Origin of the sequence: Rhizobium sp. BG4 (assembly GCF_016864575.1) — a bacterium.
GTDB lineage: Bacteria > Pseudomonadota > Alphaproteobacteria > Rhizobiales > Rhizobiaceae > Rhizobium.
Genome location: NZ_CP044125.1, coordinates 1,288,464 through 1,302,099 on the forward strand (window position 1 = coordinate 1,288,464; position 13,636 = coordinate 1,302,099).

The following is a 13,636-nucleotide window of genomic DNA, read 5'->3' on the forward strand; positions in this document are numbered from 1 at the left end:
TGCCTTCGCCGCAAAAGGGTCGTTTTGCTTTCAGAGTTTCGCGGCGGGATTGATTGCCGGTCGGGGGATTCGTGAGCATTCAGCGGGACAGGGTTCCCTATTTCAGCCAGTGGGAAACGCCGGAGATGACGTTATCGGTGCTTGCCGAGGGGTCGGCGGCGCTGCTGCGGGATCCGCTCTGGCGGCAGTCAGGCGCCGAGACGGTCGAGGACTATGCGCGCTGGGCGGTCAATGTCTGCGGCATGGCCTGCCTGAAGATGATCCTGGCAGCGCGCGGCGAGCTGCATCCAACGCTTGCCCTCGCCCGCACCTGCACCGCCTATGGCGGCTATGTCGTCAACGAGCTCGATGCCTCGATCAAGGGGCTGATCTACGCGCCCTTCGTCACCTATGTGCGCGAACGCTTCGGGCTCTTGGCGGAGACGATGACGGGTGTCGCGACAGAGAGCATTCCCACGCTGCTGGCCGATCGCCCGTTCCTCATCGCCTCGGTCAATAGCGGCATCCGCTGGCCGGAGAAGATACCGCCGTCGAAAGGCGGGCATCTCGTTCTGGTGACGGCGGCGTCGGCTGAGACGATCCGTTTCCACAATCCATCCGGCCATGACGCCGCGAGCCAGGCAGACGTGACGCTGCCGCTTTCCGTCTTCGACCGCTTCTTCGCCAATCGCGGCATCGCGATCGGCTTCTGAAACCTATTTCGACACCAGATCATTTTGGAGGTTTTCATGACATCTTCCCGCGGCAAGCTGCGCATCGCCGTACTTTTCGGCGGCCGCTCGGCCGAACACGACGTCTCCGTGATGTCGGCGACCAACGTGATGGGGGCGCTGGAGCCTTCGAAATACGAGGCGGTGCCGATCTTCGTGACGCGGGAAGGCGAATGGCTGCTGAGCCGCTTCGAGAATGGCACCCTCGCCAAGCCGGCAAGCGGCACCGAAATCGCGCTGGTGCCAGGCGGGCGCGGCCGGATGATCGCGATCGATGGCGGCCGGATGAGCGATGCCGGGACGATCGATATTCTCTTTCCGGTGCTGCACGGCATTTTCGGCGAGGACGGCTCGGTGCAGGGGCTGGCCGAAGTGGCCCGCGTGCCGCTGGTCGGCTGCGGCATCCTGGGTTCGGCAACGGCGCTCGACAAAGATATCGCCAAGCAGCTTCTGCGGGCCGCGGGGCTGCCGGTGGCGCGGGCGGTGACCGTGCATGCGGACCAGGCGCCGTCCTTCGATACGCTCGAGAGCGCCCTCGGATTGCCGCTGTTCATCAAGCCGGCGCGTCAGGGCTCTTCGGTCGGCGTGCGCAAGGTTTCCGGCAGCCAGGAATTTGCACCGGCGCTTGCGGAAGCCTTCAAGCATGACCGCAAGCTGCTTGCCGAAGAGTTCATCCGCGGCCGCGAGATCGAGTGCAGCGTGCTGGAGGACACCAAGGGCGGATTGTTCGTCTCCCGCCCGGGCGAGATCATCCCGGCCGAGAGCCACGGCTTCTATAGCTACGATGCGAAATATATCGACGAGGACGGCGCGGCGCTGAAGGTTCCGGCGGAACTTCCGGCCGAGGTCGAGGCGAAGATCCGCGAGACGGCAGCGCTTGCCTTCCGGGCGCTCGGCTGCGACGGCATGGCGCGCGTCGACTTCTTCCTGACCGAGGACATGAGTTTTCTGATCAACGAGGTGAACACCATTCCTGGATTCACCAATATCAGCATGTATGCGAAAGCGATGGCGGCAAGCGGCGTCAGCTACCCTGATGTCATCGACCGGCTCGTCGAGCATGGTCTCGCGCGCGCCGGTCTCTGAGCCGAAAATGCCCCTTCCCGGTGTGGCAGGCACGCACCGGGAAGAAAAACGCCGCGACTTCGCCCCGCCTTGTCACAAAACCTGAAAAAAGCCGGATTATTCGGGAGTTATCGCTCGCGGAATGTGCGGCCTGGATGTCGTTTCTCGAAAGCCTCTGGCAACGATTTCCCATTATGATGCGCCATTCGAACGGGACAAGCGCGCCTGCCCGGCGGGGGCAGTGAGTAATCGGGGTCGGTTGTGGCAATCTATCTGCCCATCGCAGAATTGTCGGTGAACATCTTCATCATTCTCGGCATGGGCGCCGCTGTCGGCTTCCTGTCGGGCATGTTCGGCGTCGGCGGCGGCTTCCTGATCACCCCGCTCTTGATCTTCTACAATATCCCGCCCGTCGTCGCCGTCGCCACCGGCGCCAACCAGGTCGTCGCTTCCTCGATCTCGGGCGCGATTACCCATTTCCGGCGCGGCACGCTCGATGTGAAGCTGGGATCGGTGCTGCTGGTCGGCGGTCTGTCGGGCGCCACAGTCGGCATCTGGATCTTCTCGCTGCTGCGCCGCCTCGGCCAGCTCGATCTCTTCATTTCGCTGCTCTACGTCGTCTTCCTCGGCACCGTCGGCGGGCTGATGTTGCTCGAGAGCGTCAACGCCATGCGCCGCGCAGCCAAGAACGTGCCGCCGACGCCACGCAAGCCCGGCCATCACCACTGGGTCCACCGCCTGCCCTTCAAGGTGCGGTTCAAGAAATCGAAGATCTATCTCAGCGTCATCCCGGTCATCGCGCTCGGCTTTGCGATCGGCATCCTGACCTCGGTCATGGGTGTCGGCGGCGGTTTCATCATGGTTCCCGCCATGATCTATCTGCTGCGCATCCCGACCAACGTCGTCGTCGGCACCTCGCTGTTTCAGATCATTTTCGTGACCGCCTATACGACGATCGTGCAGGCGGCGACCAACTTTTCCGTCGATATCGTGCTCGCCTTCATCCTGATGGTCGCCGGCGTGATCGGTGCGCAATACGGCGTGCGTGTCGGCCAGAAACTGCGCGGCGAGCAGCTGCGCGCGCTGCTCGGCCTGCTCGTTCTCGCCGTCGGCATCCGTCTGGCGATCTCGCTGGTGGTAACGCCGGCCGATATCTACTCGATCGTGATGGGAGGCAATTGATGCGTTGCCTTCCGGCCCTCGCCCTTTCGCTCTTCCTTGCCCTGCCGGGTCTCGCCGCGGCGCAGACGCTGCTGCCGGGGCAGAATGCCGAGAGCGTGCGCGAGGGACTGGAGATCGGCACCTCGACCAGCGAAATCGCCATCACCTCCGACTTCAAGGGCGCCGATCTGACGATCTTCGGCGCGGTGACCGAAACCGACCAGCTGCTGCTCGCCGTCGGCCAGTATGACGTTGTCGTGGTGCTCGAGGGGCCGCGTGAGAACGCGACGGTGCGCAAGAAGCAGCGGGTCTTCGGCATCTGGATCAATACCAGCTCGATGACCTTCGAGGCCGTGCCGCACTCCTATTCGATGTCGAGCTCACGGGCGATCGACGACGTCACGACGCCGCTCGACCTTACCGACGAGGGCATCGGCATCGACCATATTCCGCTGACACCTGTCGGCTATGTCGGCGATGGCAGCAGTCTAGGGGAGTTCCGCGAAGCGTTCCGGCGGCTGCAGCAGAGCGGTGGCCTTTACGAGCGCGATCCATCCGGCGTGCGCTTCGTCAGCTCCAACCTGTTCAAGGCGAGTCTCCGCCTGCCCGCCAATATTCCGAACGGCGTGCATACCGTTCGCGCCTATCTCTTCAAGAGCGGCAAGCTGGTGAACCAGAAATCCGTGCCGCTACGCGTCATCAAGACCGGCATCGAGCAGATGATCACCGATGCTGCGCATGAGCGGCCGATCGAGTACGGTGCATTCGCCGTATTCCTGGCGCTGGTGACGGGCTGGGCCGCCAGCATCGTGTTCCGCAAGGATTGATCAGGCGCTCTTTTCGCGCGCTGCAACCTCGTTGCGGGCCTGCGTCAGGCGGGCAAGCACGGATGGCGTATCCGTCGGCAATGGCGTGCCGAGATGCCTGGCGCGCAGCTCGTCCATGAAATCCGACCACAGCTGTGGGCCGCCCTCCTCCAGGATTTCGGCGCGGATTGCCAGCTCGTCGGAAACCGGCAGATGCTTGCGGCCCCAGGCGCCCATATGCGCGAGAAGCGGCACGAGCTCGATGGCCATTTCGGTCAGGCTATAGACCGACTTCTGCTTGTGGCTCGGGTCGTCTTCCTTGGTCAGCAAGCCGTTCTCGACAAGGCGGCGCAGGCGGTCGGCGAGGATGTTGGTGGCGATGCCCTCGCTGGAGCCCTGCAGCAGTTCGCGGAAATGGCGCCGGTTGCCGAACATGATGTCGCGGATGACGATCAGGCTCCAGCGGTCGCCGAGAACCTCCAGCGTCAGGTTGATGGGGCAGCCGGAACGGTGCTCTTCACTCATGCTCATTCTCCAAAAGCCGCTTGCATTTTGCCATCAGAATACCGGCGGTTCAATCAGGTGCGAGCGGCAGCGGCGACCAGTGCCGCAGCGGCTTTTCCGGCGGTCTCGATATAGGATGGATCGCGGCGCAGAAGCACGGTGGCGAAGCCGCCATCGAGCAGCAGCATGACCTGCCGCGCCAAGGTTCTACTGTCGCTTACTCCATCGGCTTCGAAGGTCTCCGCGAGCCAGTCCTCCACGCGCTGCTTATGGGCGATACCGGCCTTCACCGCGGGATGGCCGGGCATATCGGCAAGCTCGGCGGCGGTGCGCAGGAAGCCGCAGCCCTTCCATTTCGGATGGCGCGCGGCTTTCGCCAGCTCGTCGAAGATCGCCTTGACCTTCTCCTCAACGCCGCCCTCTGCCGCAGCATACCATTTCTGGAACAGCGCGAGGTTCGGCTGATCGCGGCCTTCGAGATAGGCGGTGATCAGGTCGTCCTTGCTGTCGAAGTGGTAATAGAGCGTCCGTTTTGTGACACCGGCCTTCTCGGCGACAGCGTCGACGCTGACGGCGCGGATACCCTGCCCGTAGAAGAGCTTGGCGGCGGCATTGACGATACGGTCACGGGTGCTTTCTGTCGGCTGTTTCATGAGGGCAAAGTATACCGACTAGTGAGTGTTACCAAGAGCGCTGTGAGCCTATGGATCAGCTCCTCGGAGATGGTGGAGCGAGCGGCGATGGATAGCGGGAGCGAGACAGGCATTGCAGGGCAGCGTATCGATATCGGATGCCGCGATGGCATCAACCTCGGCGGCCACCTCTGGCCAGCCGTTGGCCGTTGCGATGGCGCCGTGATCATCAACCCGGCAACCGGCGTGCTCACCAGCTACTATCACCGCTATGCCCGGTTTCTCTCCGCTCATGGCTTTCAGGTGCTGACCTATGATTATCGCGGCATCGGTCTGTCGCGCCCGGATCGCTTGCGCGGCTGCGGCTATCGCTGGCGCGATTGGGGAGCTCTCGATTTCGAGGCCGCGCTCACCTTCGCGCGGGAACACGATCCGCTGCTGCCGGTTGCTGTCGTCGGCCACAGCATCGGCGGCTTCCTGCCGGGGTTTGCAGAGAGTGCTCCCGGCATTGAGCGCATGCTGACAGTCGGCGCGCAATATGGCTATTGGGGCGATTACGCCAGATCGCAGCGCCGCTCGCTGTTCTGGAAATGGCATGCCGCCATGCCCGTTCTTACGGCGGTGCTTGGCTACTTTCCGGGAAGGCGGCTCGGATGGCTGGAGGATCTTCCGGCCGGTGTTGCCAATGAATGGAGTTTTCGCCGGGCGCGGATGGAGCATAGCTATCCGGCTCCTGAGCGGAAGGAAATCATTGCACGCTTTGCTGCGGTACAAGCACCCATTCTGGCGATCGGCATGTCCGACGATCCGATCGGCACGCCGGCCGCGATCAGCCGCGGGCTCAGCTATTTCAGGAATGCGGATGCGAAACAGGTGACGATCACGCCGGGCGATCTCGGGCTTGAGGCTGTCGGCCATTTCAGCCTGTTCCATCAGCGGCATGCGAACGGCTTCTGGCTGGATACGCTTCTGTGGCTGCGCGACGGGATCAACCCCTGGCCGCAGCGGCTCTGCCCCGCTCCCGCCTTTTGAGGGACACAACTTCGCCTTTGAATAAAAACCGGTCTTTAAGATTTACCAGTTAGCAATCTCTCGAAACGAGAGGTTCTGTTTTGCGTATCCGTACACTTCTCGCCCTGGTGCTGCTGGCGCTCGTTGCCGGCTGCGCAACGGCACCCCGTCAGACCCGGAATATCTGCGCGGTCTTCGACCAGCGCGACGGCATTTTCACCAGCTGGCAGCGTTCCGCCGAGAAGGCTGAAGCCAAGTATGGTATCCCGGTGCCGATCCTGATGGCGACGATGTATGTCGAATCCGGCTTCCAGCCCTATGCCCGCCCGCCGCGCACGAAACTCTTCGGCTTCATTCCCTGGACGCGCCAGTCGACCGCCTATGGCTATTCGCAGGCGCTGAACGGCACCTGGGATCACTACCAGTCCGCCACAGGCAACTGGGCCAGCCGCCGCACCAACTTTGCCGATGCCATCGACTTCATCGGCTGGTATCACTCCGAAAACAGCAAGGCGACCGGCATTGCGCCCAACGACGCCTACAGCCTCTACCTCGCCTATTATTCCGGCCCGACCGGCTACCGCCGCGGCGACTGGCGCTCGAACGGTCAGCTGCAGAAGACGGCACAAAAATTCGCGACCATGGCGGCGAACTATCAGCAGCAGTTGCAGGGATGTAATTGAGACTTCCTTCTCCCCTCGGGGAGAGGAGTTACCCGCGCAGGTTTCCGAACCTGACGGAGTAGATGCGGTCGCGACCCAGGAGATGGGCGACAAGTGATGCGTGATCGAAGAGCCCCTTCATCGCCTTGTGGCCAAGGTCGAGCCCACCGCTCATGACGCCGAAGGCGGGCATCAGCAGCCGGGCGCCGTCGGTGGCGAAGCAGGGGCGGCGGATCGATTTTTCGCGGCGACGGACGGTGGCGGCCGGATGAAGATGGCCGGCGATTTCGCCCTGCTGCAATCCACCCTTCGGCTCATGCCGGAAGGTGAGGCCGGCATAGTGGATCTCGTCGGCGCAGATGCCGGGCAGATCCACGGTCCCGTCAGGGTCATGATTGCCGTTGATCCAGATCCATTCGCGGCCACGCGCCATGTCGGCGATCAGCGTCCGGAAAATATCCGGCAGGTGCTCGGAACCGACGCGATCATGGAAATTATCGCCGAGCGAGACGACGATCTTCGGGTCGTAGCGGGTGATGACGGCGGAGAGGACCGTGAGCGTCGCCAGCGTATCGTAGGGCGGCAGCATCATGCCGCGGCGGGCGAAGGCGGCGCCTTTCTCCAGGTGGAGATCGGAGACGACGAGCGCGCCTGTGTCGGGCAGGTAGAGAGCGCCGAGCGGATCGCAAACGGCGGCGACGCCACTGACCGACGTTTCCACGCCGGGCATCGGGACCAGTCCGTTGAGTTCGCGCGCCAGCGCCAGGCGGTTCATTGCGGTCTTCTATCCTAAATCTTCAGCTCATCGCCTCGGCGATCAGGTCGTCTGCGGCTTCGGCCAGCAGTGCATCATGGGCTTCGCCCGGCACCGCCTCCTTGCCGATCTCGAGCATGACAGGCACGGCGAGCGGCGAAATATGGTCCAGCGCGCGATGCGTGATGTGACCCTTGATTCGTCTCAGCATATCGCCAAGGCGTGAAATATCCAAAAGCCCGGTGCCCGCGTCCTGCCGCGTCGCCTGCAGCAGGATGTGATCCGGCTCGTGGCTGCGCAGCACGTCGTAGATCAGATCGGCCGAGACGGTGACCTGCCGCCCGCTCTTTTCCTTGCCGGGATGACGGCGCTCGATCAAGCCTGCAATCACGGCGCAATTGCGGAAGGTGCGCTTCAAAAGGAAGGATTCGTCGAGCCAGGCTTCGAGATCGTCGCCGAGCATGTCCTCGTCGAAAAGGTCGGCGAGACTGAGCCGGCCGCTGCGGATCATCTCGCCCAGATCCTCCAGACCCCAGATGCCGAGCGAATAATCGGTGCAGACGAAGCCGAGCGGTTTGGCGCCTGCGCGCTCCAAGCGCCGGGTCAAGAGCATGCCGAGCGTCTGGTGTGCCAGCCGGCCCTCGAAGGGATAGGCGACCATGTAGCAGCGGCTGCCGCGCGGGAAAGTCTCGATCAGGAGCTCGTCGCGCTTTGGCAGCATCGACTTGTCCTTCTGGATCGAGAGCCAGTCGCGCACCTGATCCGGCAGATCATCCCAACGATCGGGATCGGCGATCATCGAGCGGACCTGATCGGCGAGATAGGTCGAGAGCGGAAACTTGCCTCCGGCGTAGGAGGGGATCTTGGGATCGAGCGAGAAGGCTTGCGATGCCAGCGCCTCGTTCTCGCGGATACCCTCGAAACGCAGCACCTTGCCGGAGAAGATGAAGGTGTCGCCGGGAGAGAGCTGCTCGAAGAAATACTCCTCCATCTTGCCGAGCACTGCGCCGCCACGGCCGATCCGTCCACCCTCCCCACGCTTGACCATCTTGAGATTCAGCATCGGGCTTTCGACGATAGTGCCGAGATTGAGCCGGTATTGCTGGGCGACCTGCGGATTGGAGACGCGCCAGAGACCGTCCTTGTTCCTGCGGATACGGGCATAGCGCTCATAGGTGCGCAGCGCGTAGCCGCCGGTGGCGACGAAATCGACGATGCGCTCGAAGGTCTCCCAAGAGAGTGAGGCGTAGGGCGAGGCGCTGACGATCTCGTCATAGAGCTGCAGCATGTCGAAGGGGGCGGCGCAGGCCATGCCGAGAACATGCTGGGCGAGCACATCCAGCGCCCCCTGCCCGACCGGCGGCGTGTCCTGCGCGCCGATATAATTGGCGTCGAGCGCCGCCTGACACTCCATCACCTCGAAGCGGTTGGCGGGGACAAGGATCGCCTTGGAGGGTTCGTCCATGCGGTGATTGGCGCGGCCGATGCGCTGGGCAAGGCGCGAGGCGCCCTTGGGGGCGCCGACATGGATGACAAGATCGACGTCGCCCCAGTCGATACCGAGATCGAGCGTCGAGGTGGCGACGACGGCGCGCAGCTTGTTGGCAGCCATCGCCGCCTCCACCTTGCGCCGCTGGCTGACATCGAGCGAGCCGTGATGCAGGGCGATCGGCAGGTTATCCTCGTTGATCGTCCAGAGCTCCTGGAAGAGCATTTCGGCCTGTGAGCGGGTATTGACGAAGAGTAGCGTTGTCTGGTGGTCGAGGAGCTGTCTGTAGACATCGGGGATCGCATATTTGGCGGAATGGCCGGACCAGGGGATGCGCTCTTCCGTTCTCAGGATCGAGATCTCCGGCTTGGCGCCGCCTTCGACGGTAACCAGACCGGCATGCCGCTCCTCACCCTCCTGCTGTGCTACCAGCCATTTCTGCAGGTCCATTGGATCGGCGACGGTGGCCGAGAGGCCAATCGTCTGCAGCTTCGGAGCCAACCGGCGCAGCCGTGCGATGCCGAGCGACAGCATGTGGCCACGCTTCGAGGTGACGAGCGAGTGAAGCTCGTCGAGCACCACGTATTTCAGGTCCTTGAAGAAGCGCTCCGCCTCGCCATTGGCGAGCAGCAGCGCCACCTGCTCCGGCGTCGTCAGCAGGATATCGGGCGGATTGAGTTTCTGGCGCTGACGCTTGGCATTCGGCGTGTCGCCGGTGCGGTTCTCGATGGTGACGGGCAGGCCCATCTCCTCGACGGGTTTCGTCAGGTTGCGCTCGATATCGACGGCGAGTGCCTTCAGCGGCGAAACGTAGAGCGTGTGGATGCCGGTGAAGGCCGAGCCGGGCGGGATCTTGCCGCGACGGGTGAGATCAGTGAGCGCCGGGAGAAAGCCGGCGAGCGTCTTGCCGGCCCCGGTCGGCGCAATCAGCAGCGTGCTCTCACCGGCTTCGGCGCGGGCCAGCAATTCCAGCTGATGGGCACGCGGCCGCCAGCCCTTTTCCGCAAACCAGCGGATGAAGGGGCAGGCAGGGTGATGCTGGTTTCGGCGTCGACGTGATCCACGCCATAAAGGTAGTGAAATCAGACCGAAAGAGAAGGGCATCGCCTCACATGGCGATGTAGCGGTCCTTGCGGTGATTGATGGCCAGCGTGAGGTTCAGAACTACCGCGCCAAGCACCGAGCAGGCGATGATGAAGGGGCTCGCGACAAAGAACGACAGCGCAAGAATGACGCCATCGAAGCCGAGCTGCACCAGACCGGCGCGCCAGCCGAAGCGCTCCTGGATATAGAGCGCCAGAATGCCGACACCGCCGAGGCTGGCGCGATGGCGGAAGAGCGCCAGCATGCCAGCGCCGATGACCAACCCGCCGAAAAGCGCACCGACGATCGGATCGACATGCGAGAGGCTGATGAAACGCGGCACGATTTCCGACAGTGCGGAAGTGAGCGCTATGGCGGCAAAAGTCTTGACGGTGAAAGCCGGGCCCAGGCGACGGAAGGCGAGATAGTAGAAAGGCAGATTGACCGCAAAGAAGCAGAGGCCGAAGCTCCAGCCGGTGGCGTAGTGCAACAGAAATGCCATGCCTGCCGTGCCGCCCGTCAGAAGGCCTGCGCCCGAGAGCAGCGAGACGCCGAGCACCGCCAGCATGCTGCCGGCGACCAGTCCCTGGGCATCATCGAAGAGCGAGTGGCGATCCGCCGAAGAGTTCAGGGCGCCTGCGAAAGCAGTCCGTGCGGCCATTATTTTCCCCTCTGATTTTTCGTTCTTTCTATCCTGACGCAGCTGCTTGGCAAGATGATTTAGGGGGGTGGGATCACATGCGGCCTTTTATCCATTCCAGCGGCCTGCATTTTCGCCGCATTCCGGGCGCGGCCTGACGGTCAACGCAGATGAGAGACATCGATGCCGACACGCCGCGCGATCCTGGCCACGATGGGCGCCCTCGCCCTTTTTCCCCGGACCTCGAATGCAGCGCCCGCTGCTGCTAGCCTGACGCTCTGGCCGGGCACTCCGCCTGAGGGCGGCGGCCCCTCCGGTGATGTCGAGGAAAATGCCAAGGGCGCGATCAGCAACATCGCGGTGCCCAAGATCGACATCTACCAGCCGGCCTCGCCGAACGGCATGGCGGTTCTGATTGCTGCCGGTGGCGGCTACAAGCGCATCGAGATGCGCAACGAGGCGCTGCCAGCCGCCCGCTGGCTGAATGCGCGTGGCATCACCGCCTTCGTGCTGTCCTACCGGCTGCCGGACGAGGGCTGGGAGGCCGGTCCGCTGGCGCCATTGCAGGATGCGCAGCGGGCGCTGCGGCTGATCCGGGCCAATGCCGGAAAGTTCAAGATCGATCCCGACCGGCTGGGCGTCCTGGGCTTTTCGGCGGGTGGGCATCTTCTGGGCATGGCGGCGGCGCGGTCGGCCTTCGCTTCCTATCCGGCGATCGGCGATGCCGATGCGCTGTCGGCGCGGCCCGCCTTCGCGGCCCTCGTCTACCCCGTCATCACCCTGAAGCCGCCCTATGACCATACGTCGACGCGCAAGGTGCTGATCGGCAGTCATCCGAGCCCTGCCCTGAGTTCCGAATGGTCGGTCGAAGACCATGTCAGAGCCCGATGCTCGCCGGTGTTTCTGGCGCAGGCAGAAGATGATCCGGTTTCCGATCCGCAGAACACGCTGATCATGCAGGCGGCGTGCGAGCAGGCGCATGTACCCGTCGAGCTGCACCGGCTGGCCGATGGCGGACATGGGTTCGGCATGGGCAAGCCCGGCACCGCCTCGATGCAATGGCCCGGCTATTTCGCCAACTGGCTCGACAAGCAACCACTGTCTCCCGGCTGAAAATCGACACGTTTCACAAGCCGCTTGACTCCGACGTCAATCGTGGATACTTTTTATCCACGATTTGAGGAGATGGTTTCGATGAAACTCAGCGACGGTGTCGAGCAGGCTATTCACTGTGTGGCAGTTCTCGCCGGCTTGTCCGCCGATGGCGTGCTTTCGGCCGCCGCCCTTGCGGAATTTCACGGTGTCTCGACCAGCTATCTCCTGAAGCACATGCAGGCGCTGTCGGGCGCCGGTCTGGTCAAGACCGTGCCCGGGCCGAAGGGCGGATACCGGCTGGCGAAGGAACCGGGCGAGATTTCGCTGCTCGATATCGTGCTCGCCGTCGAAGGCCCTGCACCCGCCTTCCGCTGCAGCGAAATCCGCCAGCGCGGGCCGAACCCGTTGCCGCAGCGCTATTTCACCAAGCCGTGCCAGGTGACGGCGGCGATGCTGAAGGCCGAGCGCGCCTACAGGGCCGAGCTCGCCAAGACGAAGATTGCAGACATTCTGGCGGATCTTTCCGCCGATGACGACGGAGGCATCGCCGCCCGCGGCTGCGCCTTCATGGAATTGCACGAACGCAAATCAGCGGCTCGCTGAGCCTCAACCCCCAAGGAGAATGACGATGCAACCCCGTTTCAATTTCGCCAAAGCCTCGCAGGATGCCTACAAGGCCGTCGTTGCCCTCGAGCAGTATGTGCAAACATCGGGCCTTGAGCGCCGCTTCATCCACCTGATCAAGCTGCGGGCATCGCAGATCAACGGCTGCGCCTATTGCGTCGACATGCATGTGAAGGAAGCGCGTCACGACGGTCTCTCCGAACAGTGGATCAACCTGATGTGTGTCTGGCGTGAATCGCCGGTCTACGACGCGCGGGAACGGGCGCTGCTGGGCTGGGTCGATACTGTCACGAACATCGCTTCGACGGGCGCTCCGGATGCGGATTTCGAAACGCTGAAGGCGCATTTCAACGAAGAAGAGATGACCAAGATCACGGTTGCGATCGGCACGATCAACGTCTGGAACCGTCTTGCCGTGAGCTTCCGGGCACAGCACCCGATCGACCAGCCGGCAAAGGCCGCCTGAGCCTGCAAGCCCCTCTCTCCGGATGGAAAGAGGGGTTCATTCATCAATTCGTCTTGGGTGCGGTCTGGACCGGCCGTTCGGCGGAAGGATCGACGCCATTGAAGAGCTGGCGGAGGGTCTGGGAGATTTCCTCGGCTGAGGCACCCTTCGCGTATTCTTCCTTCATGCGGCGTCTGACAAGCTTTTCCAGTTCTGACATATCGTCACCTCATCATTTCCGGCGCGAGATGAGTTTCGCGCTGCAGCATTGATGAGGCAAGTTACGATTTGTTCACGCGCGCTCACAGAGCGATGTAGCGATCGGCGCGATGGTTGATCGTCAGAAAGAGATTGAGCACGACGGCGCCCAGCACCGAGTAGAAGACAACCGGCGGCGTGGTGACGAAGAAGGCCGCGGCAAGCACGCACATATCGACGGCGAGCTGCACGAGGCCGGCGCGAATGCCGAAGCGCTCCTGCATGTAGATGCCGAGAATGCCGACGCCGCCGAGGCTGGCGCGGTGGCGATAGAGCGCCAGAAGACCGAAGCCGAGCAGCAGACCACCGAGAAGAGCGGCCCAGGCCGGATGGATCGTGGCGATCGCCATGACCTTCGGCTGCAGGCTGGTCAGCGCCGAGGTGAGGCCGATGGCGATGAAGGTCTTGATCGTGAAGGCGACGCCGAGCCGCTTCCAGGAGAGATAGAAGAACGGCAGGTTCAGGAAGAAGAAGGCCAGGCCGAAATTGATGCCGAAGGCATAGTGCAGCAGGAAGGCGATACCGGCGGTGCTGCCGGTGAGCAGGCCGGCGCTGGCGAGCACATAGAGGCCGAGAGCCGAAATGAGCGCGCCGGAGAAGATGCCCTGGACGTCCTCGACCGGGGTATGCCGGGTGGCGGTGGTGTTCCAGAAACCGAGGGCACTGATGAGCTGGGTCATGTCGCTAATCTCCAAAC

15 protein-coding genes and 1 pseudogene are annotated in these 13,636 nt (G+C 63.1%); 9 read left to right on the forward strand and 7 right to left on the reverse strand.

The features are described 5' to 3' along the window. The first annotated feature begins 77 nt into the window (after positions 1-77). The 4 genes from F2982_RS06750 (at position 78) to F2982_RS06765 (ending at position 3,763) form a co-directional block, all read left to right on the forward strand. A complete protein-coding gene (locus F2982_RS06750; protein ID WP_203430019.1) occupies positions 78-692 on the forward strand; it encodes a C39 family peptidase in 615 nt (204 codons plus the stop codon). Between the two features lie 36 nt (positions 693-728). Beyond that, positions 729-1,796: a D-alanine--D-alanine ligase family protein gene (locus tag F2982_RS06755; RefSeq protein ID WP_203429623.1), complete on the forward strand. Its 1,068-nt coding sequence runs from the start codon at positions 729-731 to the stop codon at positions 1,794-1,796. A gap of 240 nt (positions 1,797-2,036) precedes the next feature. Further along, the gene (locus F2982_RS06760) at positions 2,037-2,957 is read left to right on the forward strand and encodes a sulfite exporter TauE/SafE family protein (protein ID WP_203429624.1); all 921 of its coding nucleotides are present in this window, start codon (positions 2,037-2,039) and stop codon (positions 2,955-2,957) included. Next, complete coding sequence (locus F2982_RS06765) at positions 2,957-3,763, forward strand: TIGR02186 family protein (RefSeq protein ID WP_203429625.1); 807 nt, start codon at positions 2,957-2,959, stop codon at positions 3,761-3,763. The genes F2982_RS06760 and F2982_RS06765 overlap by 1 nt, the downstream gene beginning before the upstream one ends. Here F2982_RS06765 and F2982_RS06770 read toward each other — a convergent pair whose 3' ends face one another. Further along, positions 3,764-4,267 (reverse strand): helix-turn-helix domain-containing protein, encoded by a 504-nt coding sequence (locus tag F2982_RS06770; protein WP_203429626.1) that lies wholly within the window; start codon positions 4,265-4,267, stop codon positions 3,764-3,766. Between the two features lie 53 nt (positions 4,268-4,320). Next, on the reverse strand, positions 4,321-4,899 hold the full coding sequence (locus F2982_RS06775) for a TetR/AcrR family transcriptional regulator (RefSeq protein WP_203429627.1): 579 nt from the start codon (positions 4,897-4,899) through the stop codon (positions 4,321-4,323). A gap of 87 nt (positions 4,900-4,986) precedes the next feature. On the opposite strand from F2982_RS06775, the gene F2982_RS06780 reads away from it, so the two are divergent. Next, positions 4,987-5,910 carry an alpha/beta fold hydrolase gene (locus tag F2982_RS06780; RefSeq protein WP_246777521.1) on the forward strand — a complete coding sequence of 308 codons (924 nt, stop codon included), beginning with the start codon at positions 4,987-4,989 and terminating at the stop codon, positions 5,908-5,910. Positions 5,911-5,990: 80 nt separating this feature from the next. Continuing rightward, a complete protein-coding gene (locus F2982_RS06785; protein WP_112713478.1) occupies positions 5,991-6,572 on the forward strand; it encodes a transglycosylase SLT domain-containing protein in 582 nt (193 codons plus the stop codon). 28 nt (positions 6,573-6,600) lie between these two features. On the opposite strand, the gene pdeM is transcribed toward F2982_RS06785, so the two are convergent. The 3 genes and pseudogenes from pdeM to F2982_RS06800 form a co-directional block, all read right to left on the reverse strand. Then, the gene (gene pdeM, locus F2982_RS06790; protein ID WP_203429628.1) at positions 6,601-7,326 is read right to left on the reverse strand and encodes a ligase-associated DNA damage response endonuclease PdeM; all 726 of its coding nucleotides are present in this window, start codon (positions 7,324-7,326) and stop codon (positions 6,601-6,603) included. A 22-nt stretch (positions 7,327-7,348) separates the two neighbouring features. Beyond that, positions 7,349-9,858 (reverse strand): annotated as a pseudogene (locus F2982_RS06795) (ligase-associated DNA damage response DEXH box helicase). A gap of 44 nt (positions 9,859-9,902) precedes the next feature. Beyond that, positions 9,903-10,538 (reverse strand): YitT family protein, encoded by a 636-nt coding sequence (locus tag F2982_RS06800; protein WP_025555275.1) that lies wholly within the window; start codon positions 10,536-10,538, stop codon positions 9,903-9,905. Between the two features lie 162 nt (positions 10,539-10,700). On the opposite strand from F2982_RS06800, the gene F2982_RS06805 reads away from it, so the two are divergent. The 3 genes from F2982_RS06805 (at position 10,701) to F2982_RS06815 (ending at position 12,702) form a co-directional block, all read left to right on the forward strand. Then, entirely contained in the window at positions 10,701-11,630 is a 930-nt protein-coding gene (locus F2982_RS06805) for an alpha/beta hydrolase (protein WP_203429630.1), read from the forward strand. Between the two features lie 81 nt (positions 11,631-11,711). Then, complete coding sequence (locus F2982_RS06810) at positions 11,712-12,215, forward strand: Rrf2 family transcriptional regulator (protein ID WP_112714362.1); 504 nt, start codon at positions 11,712-11,714, stop codon at positions 12,213-12,215. A 25-nt stretch (positions 12,216-12,240) separates the two neighbouring features. Beyond that, positions 12,241-12,702: a carboxymuconolactone decarboxylase family protein gene (locus F2982_RS06815; RefSeq protein ID WP_203429631.1), complete on the forward strand. Its 462-nt coding sequence runs from the start codon at positions 12,241-12,243 to the stop codon at positions 12,700-12,702. 43 nt (positions 12,703-12,745) lie between these two features. On the opposite strand, the gene F2982_RS06820 is transcribed toward F2982_RS06815, so the two are convergent. Together F2982_RS06820 and F2982_RS06825 are read right to left on the reverse strand one after the other, a co-directional pair. After that, the gene (locus F2982_RS06820; protein ID WP_165402628.1) at positions 12,746-12,901 is read right to left on the reverse strand and encodes a hypothetical protein; all 156 of its coding nucleotides are present in this window, start codon (positions 12,899-12,901) and stop codon (positions 12,746-12,748) included. Between the two features lie 82 nt (positions 12,902-12,983). Further along, complete coding sequence (locus F2982_RS06825) at positions 12,984-13,619, reverse strand: YitT family protein (RefSeq protein WP_199626133.1); 636 nt, start codon at positions 13,617-13,619, stop codon at positions 12,984-12,986. Positions 13,620-13,636: the final 17 nt, after the last annotated feature.